This window comes from Angustibacter aerolatus (genome assembly GCF_054776675.1).
In genome coordinates, this window is the sequence record NZ_BAAHBM010000036.1 from 17,721 (window position 1) to 34,269 (window position 16,549).

Below are 16,549 nucleotides of genomic sequence, written 5' to 3' on the forward strand. Positions count from 1 at the left end.
GCGGTCTACTCGACGACGACGAGCAGGTCGCCGCCCTCGACCTGCTGCTGGCCGCCGATCGCGACCCGCCGCACCGTGCCGGCGATCGACGTGGTGATCGCGGCCTCCATCTTCATCGCCTCGATCGTCGCGACGGTCGCGCCGGCCTCGACCGCGTCGCCCTCGGCCACCGCCAGCGACACCACGCCGGCGAACGGCGCGGCGACGTGCCCGGCCCGCGACGGGTCGGCCTTCTCGGCGGCCCGGACGTCGACGTCCGCCGACTCGTCGACCGTGACGACGGGGCGCAGCTGACCGTTCAGCGTGCACATCACCGTGCGCAGGCCGCGTTCATCGACCTCGCTCACCGACTGCACGCCGACCAGCAGCCGCTTGCCCGGGTCGATCTCGATCTCGACCTCCTCGCCGCTGCGCAGCCCGTGCAGGTACTGCGCGGTGGGCAGCACCGACAGGTCGCTGAAGGTCTCGCGGGTGGCCTCGAACTCGCGGGTCGGGCCGGGGAACAGCAGCCGGTTCAGGGTGTGCCGCGGGTCGGTGGCCAGCGCCGTGCGGTCGTCCTGCGACAGCTCCTCGACCTGCGGGCGCGACCGGCCGCGGCCCTCGAGGGCCTTGGTGCGGAACGGCTCGGGCCAGCCGCCGGGCGGGTCGCCGAGCTCGCCCTGCAGGAAGCCGATCACCGAGTCCGGGATGTCGTAGGCCTGCGGGTTGGCCTCGAAGTCGGCCGGGTCGGCGCCGCGGCCGACCAGCGCGAGCGCCAGGTCGCCGACCACCTTGCTCGATGGCGTCACCTTCACCACGTTGCCGAGGATCCGGTTGGCGGCGGCGTAGGTGTCCTCGACCGCCTCGAAGCGCTCGCCGAGGCCGAGCGCGATGGCCTGCTGGCGCAGGTTCGACAGCTGCCCGCCGGGGATCTCGTGCGTGTAGACCCGGCCGGTCGGCGCCGCGAGGCCGGACTCGAACGGCGCGTACAGCCGGCGCACGGCCTCCCAGTACGGCTCGAGGTCGTTCACCGCGCGCAGGTCCAGCCCGGTGGCGCGCGGGGTGTCGTCGAGCGCGGCGACCAGCGACGACAGCGGCGGCTGGCTGGTGGTGCCGGCCATCGCGGCGCTCGCGGCGTCGACGGCGTCGACCCCGGCGTCGACCGCCGCGAGCAGCGTCGCGAGCTGCCCGCCGGCGGTGTCGTGCGTGTGCAGGTGCACCGGCAGGTCGAAGCGCTCGCGCAGCGCGGTGACCAGCGTGCGGGCGGCGGGGGCGCGCAGCAGGCCGGCCATGTCCTTGACCGCCAGCACGTGCGCGCCGGCGTCGACGATGCGCTCGGCGAGGCGCAGGTAGTAGTCGAGCGTGTAGAGCGTCTCGCGCGGGTCGCTGAGGTTGCCGGTGTAGCAGAGCGCGACCTCGGCGACGGCGGTGCCGGTGGCGCGGACCGCGTCGATGGCCGGGCGCATCTGCTCGACGTCGTTCAGCGCGTCGAACACCCGGAACACGTCGATGCCGGTGCGCGCCGCCTCGTGCACGAACGCGTCGGTGACCTCGGCCGGGTACGGCGTGTAGCCCACGGTGTTGCGGCCGCGCAGCAGCATCTGGATGCAGAGGTTCGGCAGCGCCTGGCGCAGCGCGGCGAGCCGCTCCCACGGGTCCTCGCCGAGGAACCGCAGCGCCACGTCGTACGTCGCACCGCCCCAGGCCTCGACGCTCCACAGCTGCGGGGTGAGGCGGGCGACGGGACCGGCGGCGGCGAGCAGGTCGCGGGTGCGCACGCGGGTGGCGAGCAGCGACTGGTGCGCGTCGCGGAACGTCGTGTCGGTGACGGCCACGGCGGTCTGGGCGCGCAGCCGGCGGGCGAACTGCTCGGGGCCGAGCTGCTGCAGCAGGTCGCGCGAGCCGGGCGGCACCGGAGCATCGTGGTCGATCCGCGGCAGCTTGAGCGACGGGTCGCCCAGACCGCTGGATCGCCCGTGCGGCTGGTTGACCGTGACGTGCGCCAGGTAGTTGAGCAGCTTGGTGCCGCGGTCGGCGCCGACCCGGGCGGCGAGCAGCTGCGGGCGCTCGTCGATGAACGACGTCGAGAGCCGGCCGGCCTGGAAGTCGGGCTGCTCGATGAGCGACTGCAGGAACGGGATGTTCGTGGAGACGCCGCGGATGCGGAACTCGGCCAGCGCGCGGCGGGCCCGGCGCACCGCCGTCGCGAAGTCGCGGCCGCGGCAGGTGAGCTTCACCAGCATGGAGTCGAAGTGCGCGTTGATCTCGGCACCCACGAACACCGTGCCGCCGTCGAGCCGGACGCCGGCGCCGCCCGCAGAGCGGTAGGTGGTGATGGTGCCGGTGTCGGGGCGGAACCCGTTCGCCGGGTCCTCGGTGGTGATGCGGCACTGCAGGGCGGCGCCGTTCACGCGCACGGTCTCCTGCGACAGACCCAGGTCGGCGAGCGACTCGCCCGACGCGATCCGCAGCTGCGACTGCACGAGGTCGACGTCGGTGATCTCCTCGGTCACCGTGTGCTCGACCTGGATGCGCGGGTTCATCTCGATGAAGACGTAGCGGCCGTCGGGGGCGAGCAGGAACTCGACGGTGCCGGCGTTCACGTACCCGATGTGCCGGGCGAAGGCGACGGCGTGCTCGCACATGCTGCGGCGCACCTCGGGGTCGAGGAACGGCGCGGGGGCGATCTCGACGACCTTCTGGTGGCGGCGCTGCACCGAGCAGTCGCGCTCGAACAGGTGCATGACGGCGCCCTGGCCGTCGGCGAGCACCTGCACCTCGATGTGCCGCGGCGAGACGACGGCCTGCTCGAGGAACACCGTGGCGTCGCCGAACGCGCTCTCGGCCTCGCGCATCGCGGCCTCGATCGACTCGCGCAGCTGCTCGGGGCGCTCGACCCGCCGCATGCCGCGCCCGCCGCCACCGGCGACCGCCTTGACGAACACCGGGAAGCCGATGCGGTCGGCTGCTTCGACCAGGGCGTCGACGTCGGTCGACGGGGGAGCGCTCTCGAGCGTGGGCAGGCCGGCCTCGCGGGCGGCGGCGATGGCCCGGGCCTTGTTGCCGGTCAGGTGCAGGACGTCGGCGGGCGGGCCGACGAAGGTGATGCCGGCCGCGGCGCACGCCTCGGCGAGGTCGGGGTTCTCCGACAGGAAGCCGTAGCCGGGGTAGACGGCGTCCGCGCCCGACTCGCGGGCCACCCGCACGATCTCGGCCGGGTCGAGGTAGGCCCGCACCGGGTGGCCCTGCTCGCCGATGCTGTAGGCCTCGTCGGCCTTGAGCCGGTGCTCGCTGCGCCGGTCCTCGTAGGGGAAGACGGCGACCGTGGCGGCGCCCAGCTCGGTCGCGGCCCGGAAGGCGCGGACGGCGATCTCGCCTCGGTTGGCGACCAGGACCTTGTGGAACACGGGGCAGACCTCCGGCGTCGGCGAACGACCGGCAGCCTAGTGGCAGCCCGCGGTGCGGGACGGCGGTCCCGGCACGTGAGACGGACGTCAGGAACCAGCGGTGACCAGGGTGCCGATCGTGCTGTACTGGCGCGGTGGAGACCCTGCGCGGCGTGTTCGACGGCCCCGGCGACGCCTTCGACCCGGACTGCCCGACGCGCGCCGTCCTCGACCGGATCGGCGACAAGTGGACGGTGCTCGTCGTGGTCGCGCTGGCCGACGGCCCGATGCGGTTCAGCGCCCTGCGCGCCCGGGTCGGCGGCGTCGCGCCGAAGGTGCTCACCCAGACGCTGCGGGCGCTCGAGCGCGACGGGCTGCTCACCCGCGAGGTGTTCGCCCAGGTGCCGCCCAAGGTCGTCTACGAGCTGACGCCGCTCGGCCGCAGCCTCGAGGCGCCGCTGGAGGCGGTGCGGCACTGGGCCGAGCACAACATCGCGGACGTCGCCGCCAACCGGGCCGCCTACGACGAGCGGGCCCTGGCCGCCGCGCAGGCGTAGGGTCGCCGGCCATGGCCCGGACCATCGCGACCACCACCCGGCTCGACCTCGAGGGGCTGCTGGAGTTCGTGCGCCCGCGGCACCGGTTCGTGCTCGTGACGACGCGCGCCGACGGCCGCCCGCAGGTGTCGCCGGTGACCGGCGGCGTCGACGCGCAGGGCCGGCTCGTCGTCTCGACCTACCCCGAGCGCGCGAAGACGGCGAACGCGCGGCGCGACCCCGCCGTCAGCGTGCTGGTGCTCAGCGACGACTTCGGCGACGCGTGGGTGCAGGTCGACGGCGAGTGCGAGGTGCTCGACCTGCCCGAGGCGCTCGAGCCGCTCGTCGACTACTACCGGGCGATCAGCGGCGAGCACCCCGACTGGGACGAGTACCGCTCCGCGATGACCGCGCAGGGCAAGTCGCTGCTGCGCATCACGCCCACGCGCTGGGGCCCGGTGGCCACCGGCGGGTTCCCGGCGCGGCTGGCCGACTGACCGGCGCTGGGCCGTCCGGGTCGTCTCGCGGCGCACGGCTCACCCGGGGCGCCCGGGCTGACGACATCCCCTCCCGAGCGGCACAGGACGTGCCGGCAGAGGAGCACGGATGCTCGACGTACCTGCAGCGACCCCGGAGGCGCCATCGCGCACCCGGCGCGTCGTGCTGCTGCTGGCCCTGGCCGCGGTCTTCGCGACGGCGGCCGCCTTCGCCGTCCTCGGCGACCGGCCCCTGCCGCCGGACGACCCGGCGCGTGGTCTGGTCTACGCCGGCATGTCGTCGGACGTCGTGCACTGCGGCACGCACCGCTGGCGCGTCGACGTGGCCGGCAGCGACCTCGTCGGCTGCGGCCACCTCGACACCGCGCCGAAGGGCGTCGACGTCCGCGTCAAGGTGCCGACCTCCGTGCTGCAGGCCCGGGTGGGTGCCGGTCCGCAGGCCGTGCGCGCGGCGCAGCAGGCCGGTGTCGCCGGCTCCGTGGCCGACGCGGGCGACCCCGCCGTGCCCTGCGACGGCGACGGGGCGAGCGGCTACCGGGTGCAGGCGATGTACGTCGTCGAGGCGGGCGTCGCGAACCGGTACGCCGACCTGAAGCCCAGCCTCCAGCGCTGGGCCGCCGGCGTGGACGACGTCTTCAACCGGTCGGCCGCGCTGACCGGCGGCGTCCGGCACCTGCGGTACGTCACCGAGCCCAGCGGCGGCACCTGCGTCGCGAAGGTGCTGAACGTGACGGTGCCGGCCGGCTCGAACGTGGACTTCAACCACACCATCGCGGCGGTGCAGGCGCAGGGGTACGACGACCCGTCGCGCAAGTACCTCATGTGGACCGACGCGAACCGGCTGTGCGGCATCGGCCTGGTCTACCTCTCCGACACCAAGGCGCAGAGCAACTCGAACAACGGCGCCGCGCCGCAGTGGGCCCGCATCGACAACGGCTGCTGGGGCTACGGCAACGGCGGCACGCAGCACTCGGTCGAGGCGCACGAGCTCGCGCACACCCTGGGCTCGGTCATGGGCGGTGCACCGCACGCCACCAGCGCCGGCCACTGCTACGACGAGTCCGACACCATGTGCTACGCCGACGGCGGCGGCAAGGCGATGCAGCAGGTCTGCGCGCCGAACCTCGAGTACCTGCTGGACTGCGACAACGACGACTACTACTCGACGTACCCCGACCCCGGGTCGTGGCTCGACACCCACTGGAACGTCGCCAGCTCGCGGTTCCTGCTCGGCGGCGGCGACGGCGCCGGCGGCGGCACGGCCGGCACCCCGACGAAGCTCGGGGCGATCGTGCAGGTCAACAACCCGGCGGTGCCGGGTCTGGCGACCCAGGCGCAGGTGACGCCGGTGCTGCCCCCGGGCCGCACGCTCACCTCGGTGACGTGGAAGGCCGCGAACACGGCGTGCCTGCTCGGCTCGCCGTCCGAGGTGCAGACCGACGTGACCTGCCCGGTGTCGCTCACCAAGGGCACCACGCTGACGGCCACGCTGGTCGACAGCACCGGCGCCACCAAGGTCGTGAGCAGCCCGCTCGCCCTGACGACCACCGGCGCGCTGCGCCCGGTGACCGTCGAGGCGCACCTGGCCGGGCAGTCGGGCACGGACGAGGGCGTCTGCACCGGCGTCCCCGCACCCCTGCTGGGACAGGTCACCGACACGGCGACCGAGCAGCCGGTGCTCGGGCTCAAGGTGACCTTCCGGCGCACGACGGCCGCCGGCGCGGTGTCGACCAGCTCGGCCGCGACCGGGCTGACCGGCGTCGCCCGCGGCAGCCTGACCACCTCCGCGCCGGTCACCGCCGGCGCCTCGACCGCCGCGGTCGGCCGGTTCGCGGCGGGCACCGCGACGTCGGCCGCGGTCACGGCCGCCGCCTGCACGCCCGCGCTGGCCGCCGAGTCCGGCGCGGACGAGTCCTACTACGGCGACCCGGTCACCGTGAGCGGCACCCTCACCCGCACCCTGGGCGGGGACGACGTGTCGATCGCGAACGCCGCCGTGCAGGTGCAGGAGGTCGTCGCGGGCGGGCGCACCGTGACGCTCGGCACCGTGCGCACCGGCGACGACGGCAGCTGGTCGCTCGCGGTGCGTCCCACGGCGTCCGGGATGCTGCGCGCCACCCTGCCCGCCGGGCCGGGCTGGCCGGCGACCTACGCCGTGGCCGGCGACCTCGACGTCGCGCTGCCCTCGACCGCGCTGTCCGGGGCGGCCGACACCCTCTCGGTCGGGTACGGCGGCGCCGTCGTCGCGACCGGCACGATGCGACGGGTCGCGGGCACCGACGAGCGCCCCGTCCCCGGTGCCACGGTGCAGCTGAAGGTGGTGCCGGCGTCCGGCGCGCCGGTGCTGCTCGGCTCCGGCCGCACCACCCTGCTCGGCGCCTGGCGGGTCGCCGCCGCGCCGAAGGTGTCCGGGCAGCTGCAGGCCGTGTACCTCGGCGTCTCCGGCCAGCCCGCGGCCACCGAGGACCTCGGTGAGCTGACCGTCGGCACCTGGCAGCCCGCCGTCACGCTGACCGCCGTGAGCGGCACCCGGCTGGCGGGCACCGCCGTGCCGGTCAGCGGCACGGTCACCCGCACCTACGCCGGCGCCACCACCCCGGCGCCGGGCGTGAAGGTGCAGCTGCTGCTCGTCGCGACGACCGGCGCGGAGGTGCCGCTCGGCACCGCGACGACCACGACCGCCGGCACCTGGAAGGGCTCGGTCGCCCCGAAGGAGGACGGCGAGGTCGTCGCGCGCGTCGCGCAGGTCGGGTACGAGGCCACCGACTCGACCGGCGTGGCGCAGCAGGTGACCACCCGCGTCACCGGCTCGGCGGCCCGCACGGCCCGGGTCGGCGTGGCGCAGCCGGTCAGCGTGACGGTCTCGGCACCCCGGGCGCTCGCGGTCACCCTGCAGCAGCTGGTCGGCGGGGTCTGGACCGACGTCGCCGAGGGCACGACGTCCGACGCCGGTGCGCTGAAGCTGGCGCTCGCCGGGCAGACCGCGGGCGTGCGGACCTACCGCGTCGTCACCGCCGACGACGACCGCGGGGCGGCGGGCACGTCGACCTCGTTCACGGTCACGACGTCGTAGGGGAAGAACCGGCTGGACGCCGGCGCTACAGTGGGTGCGTCACAACTCAACAGGGGGGTGAACGGTCTCGACGTTGGCCGTTTTCCCAGGAGAAGCGGGTAGAGGACGCACGGTCATCTCTCGAACGATCCGTGCAAACCAATAGGTGCCGATTCCAAGCGCACCGACTTCGCCCTCGCCGCCTGAGCGAGTCTCGAAGTCCGTCAGCCTGAGCTAGCTTCCGGCTCAGGTCCTGGCGTCGACCAGGAAGCCACTGCTCCTGACGTCTGCCGCGGGCGTCAGGGGGACTCTTTCGCGGCTGGGCCCGTCAGCGACTCGTCTGCGTGATCGCTGGGGCCGAGAAAATCATCAGCAGACTGCACCCGGAGAAGTCCTGGTTCTGCGACAGCGGACGCGGGTTCGATTCCCGCCACCTCCACACCACCCCCTGAGCGAAGGGCCCGGCCACCTGGCCGGGCCCTTCGTCGTCCCTCACAGCTGGAACGTCTGCGCAGCGGTCAGGTACGCCGCCCACACCTCCTCGGCGTCGTGCAGGTCGCCGGGCTCGGCGCGCACCGCCTCGGCCCGGGCCCGGATCGCGGCACCGGGGTCGGGCGCGACCAGGTCGAGGCACAGCCCGTCGACGACCGAGCGGGCGTCGTGCCCGTCGAGGTCGTCGAGCACCAGGCCGTCGTGCAGCAGCGTCGCGGCCTCGAGGAAGACCTCGCGGGCCATCTCCAGGTCGACCTCCGGCCGGTCGCGGGCGACGGCGTCCGCGGCGGCGAGGAACTCGGCGGTGAACGGCGGTTCGCTGGTCCCGGGCACCCGTCGAGGCTGGCACCCGGTCTCGGCAACCGGCAACCGGGTTGCGCGCGGTCGAGCAGGATCGGAGAAGCGGCGCGCGCCCCGCCCCTCGTAGGGTCTGATCCGCAGGCGGGGCAGCGGCCCGGCCAACTCGCGGAGGAGCACCCATGACCGTCGAGCAGACCGGCTTCTCGGACGCCGAGCGGAAGGCGATGCGGGCGCGCGCCGACGAGCTGCGCGCCGAGGGGCGCAAGGGCGCGAAGGCCGCCGACCTGCTGCAGGCCGCGCTCGACGCGATCGCCGCGATGGACGACGCCGACCGCGCGATCGCCGAGCGCGTGCACGTCGTCGCCAGCACTGCCGCGCCCGAGCTCGCGGCGAAGACCTGGTACGGCATGCCCGCCTACGCGAACGCCGACGGCAAGGTCGTCGTCGCCTTCAAGAACGCCGGCAAGTTCGGCCAGCGCTACTGCACCCTGGAGTTCCAGGACCCGGCGCACCTCGACGACGGCGACCTGTGGGGCGTGGGCTTCGCGATCGCCCGGTGGAGCGACGCCGTCGAGCAGCGGGTCACCGAGCTGTTCCGCGCCGCCGTCGCCTGAGCGGTGCTCGTGCCTGGTCCGCGGCGGGTCCGGCACGCCGTCCGGGCGCTCCTGCTGGACGACGACCACGTGCTGCTGTGCCGCTTCGTCGCGCCGCACCCCGCGGTGCCGTCCGGCGTCCCGGGTGTGTGGGCGGCACCGGGTGGTGGTGTCGAGGTGGGTGAGGCGCCGGTCGAGGCGCTGCGCCGCGAGCTGCTCGAGGAGACCGGGTTCGTGCTGCGCGGCGACCCGCCGCACGTGTGGCACCAGGAGGTCGACGGCCCGCTCGACGGGCACGACGGCCTGGTCAACGACTACTTCCTGGTGCGGAGCGGGTGGTTCGAGCCGCACGGGACGCTGCCGAGCGCCGACCTCGACGCCGAGCACCTCGACGCGTTCCGCTGGTGGCGGCTGGCCGACGTCGCGTCGTACGTCGGCCCCGGCCTGTTCTCGCCGCGCGACCTGGGTGCGCTGTTCGCCGCGCTGATGGTCGACGACGTGCCGAGTGCCCCGCTGCTGCTGGGGCTCTGAGGAAGCCGTCGTCGATCAGGGCCACCGACGGTTCGGCTCGCCCGTCGCTGCACGGAGGCCCACTGGATTCATCGCGTCGTCCACAAGTTGCGTTGCAGCGCAGCGGTTGTCGGTGGCAAAGGCTAGACTTGTCGCATGACGACGAGCGAGCTGCAGGGCGGTGCGCGGGGTGCGCGCGCCGGCTGGCAGCTGTCGGACGTCGAGGTGGGGGAGCGGTTCGCCGAGCTGGCCCGGCAGGTGCGCGCGCTGCACGCCGAGCAGCTGACCCTGCTGGCCGAGGCGGAGCAGCGAGGGCTCGCCGGGCTGGGTGGGCACCGGCGGGTGGCCGAGTGGGCGCAGGCGCACGACCCCGTGCTCGAGCCCGGCGCGGCGAAGGCGATGGCGCGGCGCGCGCACCACCTCGCCGACCCGGCGCTGGCCGGCACGGCGTCGGCGCTGGCGGCCGGGGCGGTCTCGCCGCGGCAGGTCGATGTCGTGGTCGAGGCGGTGCGCGCGGTCGACGCGGCGCGGGGCTCGGCGACCGCGCAGCGTGCGCAGGCCTTCCTGGTGGGAGCGGCCTCCGGTGACGCGAGCGCCGTCGGTGCGGACGCCGCGCCGGGCTTCCACCCGCTGCCCACCCACCAGCTGCGACGGCTCGCCACCCGGCTGGTCGCCCGCCTCGACCCGGGCCACGACGAGCGGCTGGCACGCGACGAGCGGCTGCAGCACGAGCAGCGCCACCTCGACGTCACGCCGCTCGACGGCGGCACCGTCGCGGTGCGCGGGCTGCTCACCCGCGGCACCGGGCACGCCCTCATCGCGCTGCTCGACGCCCACTCGGCACCCGCGCCCGCCGCCGACGGCGCACCCGACCCGCGCTCGGCCACCCAGCGGCGGCACGATGCGCTCGGCCACCTCGTCGACGGCGGACTGCTCGCCTCGGGCAGCAGGCACGGAGCCCCGGTGCGGCTCGTCGTCACCGTGCCCCTCGACCGGTTGCGGGGCGAGGCGGGTGCTGAGGCCGCGACGATCGGGGAGGGCGTACCGGTGAGCGACCGCCTGCTCGGCGAGCTGGCCTGCGACGCCGACGTCGTGCCGGTGCTGCTCGACCGCGCGGCCGGGCCGCTCGCCGTCGGCCGCACCGAACGGCTCTTCACCGCCTCGCAGCGCCGGGCGCTCGCGGTGCGCGACGGCCACTGCACCTGGGCCGGCTGCACCGCGAAGCCCGACTGGTGCCACGCCCACCACCTGGTCGCCTGGCAGCACGGCGGCGCGACCGACCTCGACAACGCGGCGCTGCTCTGCAGCCGGCACCACCACCACGTCCACCAGCTCGGGCTCGCCGGGGTCGTCGAGGCCGGCGCCGTCGTCTGGACCTCCGGCGCGCCACCCGGCCTGACCCACGCCGAGCACCGCGCCCGCCAGGCCCTCGACCGCCTGGTCGGCGGCGGCTGACGCCTGCCGTCAGTCGGTGGGGCGTGCGGCGCGAAGCACCCAGGCGGCGAGGTCGCCGTGCACCTCGCCGTCGCCGAGGTGGCGGGTCATGGCGGCGGCGACGGCGGGTAGGAGGGCGTCGAGGGGGCCGCGCTGCTCGAGGGCGAAGCGCAGCGGGGTGCCGAGGCAGAAGCCCTCGGCGAGCGCGGCGGCGGACGGCGCGCGGCCCGGCAGCACGACGTGGTCGACGGCCAGCACCCGCAGGCCGCCGGCCTCGGCGTCCCCTCGGATGCGGTCGGGGTCGTGGTACCCGTGCGGGACGGCGGTGACGAAGTCGGGCGGGCCGTCGGGGAGCACCTCGTGCAGCGCGGCGTCGAGCGCGGCGGCGAACGGGGTGGCGGCCACCTCGTCCCAGATCGATGCCAGCAGCACGCCGCCCGGCCGCAGCACCCGGCGCACCTGCGCGTGGGCGGCAGGCTTGTCCGGGAAGAACATGACGCCGAACTGGCAGACCACCACGTCGGCGCACGCTGCCGGCTGCGGCAGCTGCTGGGCGTCGGCCACCTGCCACGTCGCACCAGGCACCCGCGCCGAGCCCGCCGCGACCATCGCCGGGTTCAGGTCGGTGGCGGTGACCCGGGCGCCAGGCAGCGCGCGCACCAGCTCGGCGGTCGAGATGCCGGTGCCGGCAGCGAGCTCGAGCACGTCGCGCGGGGCGAGGTCGGCGGCCAGCGCCGCGACGTGGCGGGCGTGCGGGGCGAACTTCACCGGGCCGAGCAGCCGGTCGTACACGTCCGGCATCGACCCGGTCCAGGACGCCTGCGTGCTCACGGGGCACAGCATTCGCCCGGGCTGCGACCGCGCGCAAGGTTCCGTGCGCAGACGGCTCGGAGACCCTGTGCAGGACCAGGGCAGCGGCCTACGCTCGGCGGGTGCCCACGCCGTCGCTGCTCGACCTGCCGCACCTGCGGCGGGCTCGCGACTGGATCGACCGCGAGTACGCGCGGCCGCTCGACGTGCCGACGATGGCTGCCGCGGCGCACATGTCGCCCGCGCACTTCTCCCGGCTGTTCCGTGCGGCGTACGGCGAGACGCCCTACGGCTACCTGATGACCCGCCGCATCGAGCGGGCGATGGCGCTGCTGCGACGCGGCGACCTGTCGGTGACGGAGGTCTGCATGGCGGTGGGCTGCACCTCGCTCGGGTCGTTCAGCAGCCGGTTCACCGAGCTCGTCGGCGAACCGCCGAGCGTCTACCGGGCGCGCGACCACGAGCCGTCGGGCGTGATCCCCGGCTGCATCGCGAAGGTCCTCACCAGACCGAGCAGGAACGGAGAAGCGGCCGCGCGGCCGGCGCCCCTAGCGTCGAGGTCATGACGATCTCCATCGCGCACTGCTTCATCACGATCGACGACGAGTACGACGCCGCCCTCGGCTTCTACCGCGACGCCCTGGGCCTCGAGGTGCGCACCGACTTCACCCAGGGCGAGTTCCGCTGGCTCACGCTGGTGGCGCCCGGCCAGGAGGGCCTCGAGGTCGTGCTGGTGAACGCCCGCGCCGGCCGCTCGCCCGAGGACGGCGAGGCCGTGGCGGCGCTGGTGGCGAAGGGGTCGATGCCCGGCGTCAACCTGCGCACCGACGACCTCGAGACGCTCTTCGAGAAGGTGCGCGCCGGCGGGTACGAGGTGATGCAGGAGCCGATGGACCAACCGTGGGGACCGCGCGACTGCGCCTTCCGCGACCCGGCCGGCACCATGGTGCGCATCTCCGCCGCCGGCTGACCGCGGCGGCACCGGATCGAGGCGAGCGGGAAGACCGGTCAGCGGAAACCCGTTACACTTGACGTGGTCAGGTCTGTCTCCTGACCTGGCGTCCGATCCGTGGTGAGCAGGACGCTCGAGACCGAGAGGAGCCACATGGCGAAGGCGAAGACCGACGTCGTCGAGGTCGAGGGCACGGTCACCGAGTCCCTGCCCAACGCGATGTTCCGCGTCGAGATGTCCAACGGGCACAAGGTGCTCGCGCACCTGTCCGGCAAGATGCGCCGGCACCGCATCCGCGTGATGCCCGAGGACCGCGTGGTCGTGGAGCTCAGCACCTACGACCTCACCCGCGGCCGGCTGGTGTTCCGGCACCGCTGACCGCAGCACCCCGCACGCACCGTGGCTACGACGTCCCCTCGGGGAGCGTCGTAGCCACAGTCGTGTCCGGACCTCTTCAACCGCCCTGCGGGTTCGGCTTGCGCCACGCGCGCTCGAACGGCAGGCGCCAGGCCCGCGGTGCGACGAGCTGGTGGATGGCGTTCGGCCCCCACGAGCCCGCGTGGTACGGCCGCACCGACGGCATGTTCTCGAGCAGCGGCGTCGAGACCTCCCACAGCCGCTCGATGCCCTCGGCCGTGGTGAACAGCGTGTGGTCGCCGCGCATGGCGTCGTAGATCAGCCGCTCGTAGGCCTCGAGCACCGACCCGGCCCAGCTGGTCTCCTGCATGGCGAACTGCATGCTCAGCTTGTCGAGCTTCATGCCCGGGCCGGGACGCTTGCCGTAGAACGACAGCGACATGCGCGAGGCGTCGGCCAGGTCGAACGTCAGGTGGTCGGGGCCGTTCGTGCCGATGCCCGACCCGCGCGGGAACATGCTGCGCGGCGGCTCGTTGAACGCGATCGAGATGATCCGCGCGCCCTCCGCCATCCGCTTGCCGGTGCGCAGGTAGAACGGCACGCCGGCCCAGCGCCAGTTGTCGATGTAGCAACGCAGCGCGATGAACGTCTCGGTCTCGCTCTCGACGGCCACCCCCGGCTCGTCGCGGTAGCCGATGTACTGCCCGCGCACGACGTCCGAGGGGTCGAGCGGCTTCATCGAACGGAAGACCTTGTTCTTCTCCTCGGTGATGGCCCGCGGCTCCAGCTCGGTCGGCGGCTCCATCGCCACGAACGCGAGCACCTGGAACAGGTGGGTGACCACCATGTCGCGGTAGGCGCCGGTGTTCTCGTAGAACCCGGCCCGGCCGCCGAGGCCCAGGGTCTCGGGCACGTCGATCTGCACGTGGTCGATGTGGTTGCGGTGCCAGATGGGCTCGAACAGCCCGTTCGCGAAGCGGAACGCGAGGATGTTCTGCGCCGCCTCCTTGCCCAGGAAGTGGTCGATGCGGAACACCTGGGTCTCGTCGAAGACCTCGTGCACGGCCGCGTTCAGCGCCACCGCGCTGGCCAGGTCGGTGCCGAAGGGCTTCTCCATGATGACCCGCGACCGCTCGACGAGGTCGGCCTTGCCGAGCAGCCGGATGCACGACAGCGCGGCGGCCGGCGGCACGCTCAGGTAGTGCAGCCGGTGCGGTTCTCCGCCCAGCTCGGCCTCGAGCTCGAGCACCTTGTCGCGCAGGGCGTCGGGGCCGTCGCCGATCGAGGCCCAGTGCAGCGTGGCCGCGAACTCGTCCCACTGCGCCTGGGTGAGCGGGCGGTTGCTGAACTCGTCGACGGCCTTGCGCGCCATCGAGATGAAGTCGTCGCGCGGCACGTCCTCGAGCGAGGTGCCGACGATGCGGAAGTTCGTCAGCAGGCCGGTCTGCCACAGGTGCAGCAGCCCGGGCAGCAGCTTGCGCTTCGCGAGGTCTCCGGTCGCCCCGAAGAGCACCACAACGTGTGCGTCGTCCATGACGTCGAATCTAGGCCCACACCGGGCATCCGTGCAGGGTGGGTGGGCGACTAGGCGACCGGGCGGGTGCGGGCGGCGACCATCGCGACCGACGTCGCCGCCACCCGGTCGAGCCAGTCGGCCACCCGCTCGTCGTGCACGATGCCGGTGCCGGCCGCGGCCGCGGCCACCAGCGCGGCCCGCAGCGCGCGGTCGGCCGGCGTCCGGGTCAGGACGTCGGGCAGCGCCGCGACCTCGTGGACGCCGGCGGTGCGCACCACCGTGGCGACCTGGCGCAGCACCGTCGGCGGGACCCGGTCGAGCACCACCAGCCGGGCCAGGGCGGCCACCGACCGGGCGTCGCCGCTCCAGCCCGCTGCCGGGCCGGGGCTCACAGCGTGAGGTCGCGGTCGGTGCCGGCCACGGCGTCACCCTGCGCACCGAGCGCCTGCTCGAGCACGCGCACCGCCGCGGCCAGCTGCCGCAGGTGGTCGTCGTAGGCGGTGCCGGTCTCGTCGACGACGGCCGCCGCGCCCTCGCCGAGCCCTCCGCCGTCGAGCCGGCCGAGGTCGCGCCGGGCCTGCTCGAGCGCCGCGACCGCGGCGTCCAGCTCGCGACGGAGCCGGGCCAGCGCGGCGGGGTCGAGCCCGGTGACCGCCGGTTCGTCGCCGGCCACTAGCCCGCCTCCGGCAGCACGACCCAGTCGGGGTGCTCCCAGCCGCCCAGCCCGGCCGGCCCGTCGCCGCCGCCGTCGAGCAGCTGCGACTCGGGCACCTCGTAGACCTCGCCGCTGCTCGGCTCGAAGATCTCGTACGTGCCGTCGCGGTAGCCGGTGATGAGCACCACGTGCCGCGGGATGCCGTCGGCGCCGTCGCCCCCCGCGTACAGCGGCACGGGGGTGCCGGCGTTCGCGGCGTCGGCGGCCCGGGTGAGCAGGTCGGACAGCTGCGTGCGGCTCTGGTCGTCGAGCAGCACCGCCTGGTACCCGGTGCCCGTGGTGCCGCGCATGTCGTCGGCGACCGACGCGGCGTCCCACGGCGTGGTGCCGAGCGCCTGCGGCCACCCGCCGGCGCTGGTCGCGTCGTGGATCCCCTGCTGGGCGGCGGTGAGCCGGTCGTCGGCGTCGGGCAGGTCCCACGCGTCGGGCGGCAGGCCCTGGAGGTACGGCGGCGTCCAGCCGGGCGGGCGGTCGCCGGTGAGCAGCCACAGCGACAGCAGGGGGTCGGACTGCGCGGCCAGCGCCAGCAGCGACGTCGAGCCGCAGGTGGTCTGGTCGGTCTGGTCGAAGCGGGGGACGTCGGGGTCGCCCGGGTCGCCGAGCGCGGTGGGGCCGTCGTCGGTGTAGGAGGCCGAGAGCAGCTGGGCGCGCAGCGCGTCGGGCAGCGCGGCGAGCCGGTCGGCGAAGAACGTGGCGGTGCCGAGGTCGGCGCCGCCGGTCAGCACCTGCAGCACCGCGGCGCGCGAGGCGGCGTCCGGCACCCGTGCGAGCAGTTCGTCGACGGCGGCGCGGTCGGCTGGCGACATCGCGGCCAGCGCGCGCTGCAGCATCGCCCACTGCCGCTCGTCGAGGTGCTCGTGGTCGGGGTCGGCGTCGAAGGACTGGGCGGCCATCACCGCGGTGTCGAGCACGCTGAACCCGGCCGGTGCGCGCCGTCCGGCCAGCGCGGCGTCGCCGCGGGCGTCGCCCAGCGCCCGCTCGAGGCGGTCGACGGCGAGCTGCGCGTCCTCCGCGCCGCGCACGCAGGTGCGCAGCCCGGAGACCGCCAGCGCGACGACCTCGGTCACGTTGCGCGCGGTGCCCACCGGGTCGGGCAGCGGCACGTCGGGCAGGTCGATGCTCACCGGCCCCAGGTCGACGTCGAGCGACAGCTCGAAGGTGGCGACCACGCGCGAGAGCCGGTCGGCCGCGTCGTGCACCTCGCCGCGGCCGACGGCGTGCGTGCGCTGCGCCGCCGCCAGGTCGACGGCGTACGCGTCGAGCGCGGTGCGTGCGACGCCGACGCCGGTCGTGGTCCAGTCGGCCAGCCGCTGCAGCTCGGCCAGCGCCTCCTGGGCGGTGCCCGCGGCGGTTCCGACCATCGCCTGCGGCAGCTGCTCGCGCAGCGCCGCGGTGAGCTGGCGCGCGGCCTCGCCGGTGG

16 protein-coding genes and 1 other RNA gene are annotated in these 16,549 nt (G+C 74.7%); 10 read left to right on the forward strand and 7 right to left on the reverse strand.

The window, feature by feature from the left end; all coding sequences use genetic code 11:
• Window positions 1–5: 5 nt before the first annotated feature.
• Window positions 6–3,386 (reverse strand): pyruvate carboxylase, encoded by a 3,381-nt coding sequence (locus ACYVI6_RS10275; protein ID WP_460446283.1) that lies wholly within the window; start codon window positions 3,384–3,386, stop codon window positions 6–8.
• Window positions 3,387–3,520: 134 nt separating this feature from the next.
• Here ACYVI6_RS10275 and ACYVI6_RS10280 point away from each other — a divergent pair, with 134 nt between their 5' ends.
• From ACYVI6_RS10280 to ssrA, 4 genes are all read left to right on the forward strand, one after another.
• Window positions 3,521–3,922, forward strand: coding sequence for a winged helix-turn-helix transcriptional regulator (locus tag ACYVI6_RS10280; RefSeq protein ID WP_460446284.1), 402 nt, complete (start codon window positions 3,521–3,523; stop codon window positions 3,920–3,922).
• An 11-nt stretch (window positions 3,923–3,933) separates the two neighbouring features.
• The gene (locus ACYVI6_RS10285; protein WP_284287935.1) at window positions 3,934–4,398 is read left to right on the forward strand and encodes a PPOX class F420-dependent oxidoreductase; all 465 of its coding nucleotides are present in this window, start codon (window positions 3,934–3,936) and stop codon (window positions 4,396–4,398) included.
• A 109-nt stretch (window positions 4,399–4,507) separates the two neighbouring features.
• Window positions 4,508–7,471: a hypothetical protein gene (locus tag ACYVI6_RS10290; RefSeq protein WP_460446285.1), complete on the forward strand. Its 2,964-nt coding sequence runs from the start codon at window positions 4,508–4,510 to the stop codon at window positions 7,469–7,471.
• A gap of 53 nt (window positions 7,472–7,524) precedes the next feature.
• Window positions 7,525–7,892, forward strand: a transfer-messenger RNA (tmRNA) gene (ssrA, locus tag ACYVI6_RS10295).
• Between the two features lie 50 nt (window positions 7,893–7,942).
• On the opposite strand, the gene ACYVI6_RS10300 is transcribed toward ssrA, so the two are convergent.
• A complete protein-coding gene (locus ACYVI6_RS10300) occupies window positions 7,943–8,275 on the reverse strand; it encodes a hypothetical protein (RefSeq protein WP_460446286.1) in 333 nt (110 codons plus the stop codon).
• Between the two features lie 146 nt (window positions 8,276–8,421).
• On the opposite strand from ACYVI6_RS10300, the gene ACYVI6_RS10305 reads away from it, so the two are divergent.
• The 3 genes from ACYVI6_RS10305 to ACYVI6_RS10315 all read left to right on the forward strand — a co-directional run bounded on the left by ACYVI6_RS10305 (window position 8,422) and on the right by ACYVI6_RS10315 (window position 10,800).
• Entirely contained in the window at window positions 8,422–8,856 is a 435-nt protein-coding gene (locus ACYVI6_RS10305; RefSeq protein WP_460446287.1) for a hypothetical protein, read from the forward strand.
• A gap of 9 nt (window positions 8,857–8,865) precedes the next feature.
• The gene (locus ACYVI6_RS10310; RefSeq protein ID WP_460446288.1) at window positions 8,866–9,366 is read left to right on the forward strand and encodes an NUDIX domain-containing protein; all 501 of its coding nucleotides are present in this window, start codon (window positions 8,866–8,868) and stop codon (window positions 9,364–9,366) included.
• A 135-nt stretch (window positions 9,367–9,501) separates the two neighbouring features.
• Window positions 9,502–10,800, forward strand: a complete 1,299-nt coding sequence (locus tag ACYVI6_RS10315; protein ID WP_460446289.1) for an HNH endonuclease — start codon at window positions 9,502–9,504, stop codon at window positions 10,798–10,800.
• Window positions 10,801–10,809: 9 nt separating this feature from the next.
• On the opposite strand, the gene ACYVI6_RS10320 is transcribed toward ACYVI6_RS10315, so the two are convergent.
• Window positions 10,810–11,610, reverse strand: a complete 801-nt coding sequence (locus ACYVI6_RS10320) for a class I SAM-dependent methyltransferase (protein ID WP_460446290.1) — start codon at window positions 11,608–11,610, stop codon at window positions 10,810–10,812.
• A gap of 101 nt (window positions 11,611–11,711) precedes the next feature.
• Here ACYVI6_RS10320 and ACYVI6_RS10325 point away from each other — a divergent pair, with 101 nt between their 5' ends.
• From ACYVI6_RS10325 to infA, 3 genes are all read left to right on the forward strand, one after another.
• On the forward strand, window positions 11,712–12,155 hold the full coding sequence (locus ACYVI6_RS10325) for a helix-turn-helix transcriptional regulator (protein ID WP_460446291.1): 444 nt from the start codon (window positions 11,712–11,714) through the stop codon (window positions 12,153–12,155).
• Complete coding sequence (locus ACYVI6_RS10330) at window positions 12,152–12,559, forward strand: VOC family protein (RefSeq protein WP_284287922.1); 408 nt, start codon at window positions 12,152–12,154, stop codon at window positions 12,557–12,559. Before ACYVI6_RS10325 ends, ACYVI6_RS10330 begins: the two co-directional genes overlap by 4 nt.
• Window positions 12,560–12,694: 135 nt before the next feature.
• Window positions 12,695–12,919, forward strand: coding sequence for a translation initiation factor IF-1 (gene infA / locus ACYVI6_RS10335; protein ID WP_460446292.1), 225 nt, complete (start codon window positions 12,695–12,697; stop codon window positions 12,917–12,919).
• A 76-nt stretch (window positions 12,920–12,995) separates the two neighbouring features.
• On the opposite strand, the gene zwf is transcribed toward infA, so the two are convergent.
• From zwf to ACYVI6_RS10355, 4 genes are all read right to left on the reverse strand, one after another.
• Window positions 12,996–14,432, reverse strand: a complete 1,437-nt coding sequence (gene zwf / locus ACYVI6_RS10340) for a glucose-6-phosphate dehydrogenase (protein ID WP_460446293.1) — start codon at window positions 14,430–14,432, stop codon at window positions 12,996–12,998.
• 50 nt (window positions 14,433–14,482) lie between these two features.
• Complete coding sequence (locus tag ACYVI6_RS10345) at window positions 14,483–14,806, reverse strand: hypothetical protein (protein WP_284287921.1); 324 nt, start codon at window positions 14,804–14,806, stop codon at window positions 14,483–14,485.
• Window positions 14,803–15,087: a hypothetical protein gene (locus tag ACYVI6_RS10350; RefSeq protein ID WP_460446294.1), complete on the reverse strand. Its 285-nt coding sequence runs from the start codon at window positions 15,085–15,087 to the stop codon at window positions 14,803–14,805. Before ACYVI6_RS10350 ends, ACYVI6_RS10345 begins: the two co-directional genes overlap by 4 nt.
• Window positions 15,087–16,549, reverse strand: a 1,463-nt coding sequence (locus ACYVI6_RS10355) for a serine/threonine-protein kinase (RefSeq protein ID WP_460446295.1), incomplete at its 5' end; no start/stop codon positions are given. The genes ACYVI6_RS10350 and ACYVI6_RS10355, both read right to left, overlap by 1 nt.

Coding starts and splice junctions, on each gene's coding strand:
- zwf (WP_460446293.1), bottom strand. CDS start 14,432: ATGGACGACGCACACGTTGTGGTGCTCTTCGGGGCGACCGGAGACCTC.
- ACYVI6_RS10285 (WP_284287935.1), top strand. CDS start 3,934: ATGGCCCGGACCATCGCGACCACCACCCGGCTCGACCTCGAGGGGCTG.
- infA (WP_460446292.1), top strand. CDS start 12,695: ATGGCGAAGGCGAAGACCGACGTCGTCGAGGTCGAGGGCACGGTCACC.
- ACYVI6_RS10330 (WP_284287922.1), top strand. CDS start 12,152: ATGACGATCTCCATCGCGCACTGCTTCATCACGATCGACGACGAGTAC.
- ACYVI6_RS10305 (WP_460446287.1), top strand. CDS start 8,422: ATGACCGTCGAGCAGACCGGCTTCTCGGACGCCGAGCGGAAGGCGATG.
- ACYVI6_RS10290 (WP_460446285.1), top strand. CDS start 4,508: ATGCTCGACGTACCTGCAGCGACCCCGGAGGCGCCATCGCGCACCCGG.
- ACYVI6_RS10315 (WP_460446289.1), top strand. CDS start 9,502: ATGACGACGAGCGAGCTGCAGGGCGGTGCGCGGGGTGCGCGCGCCGGC.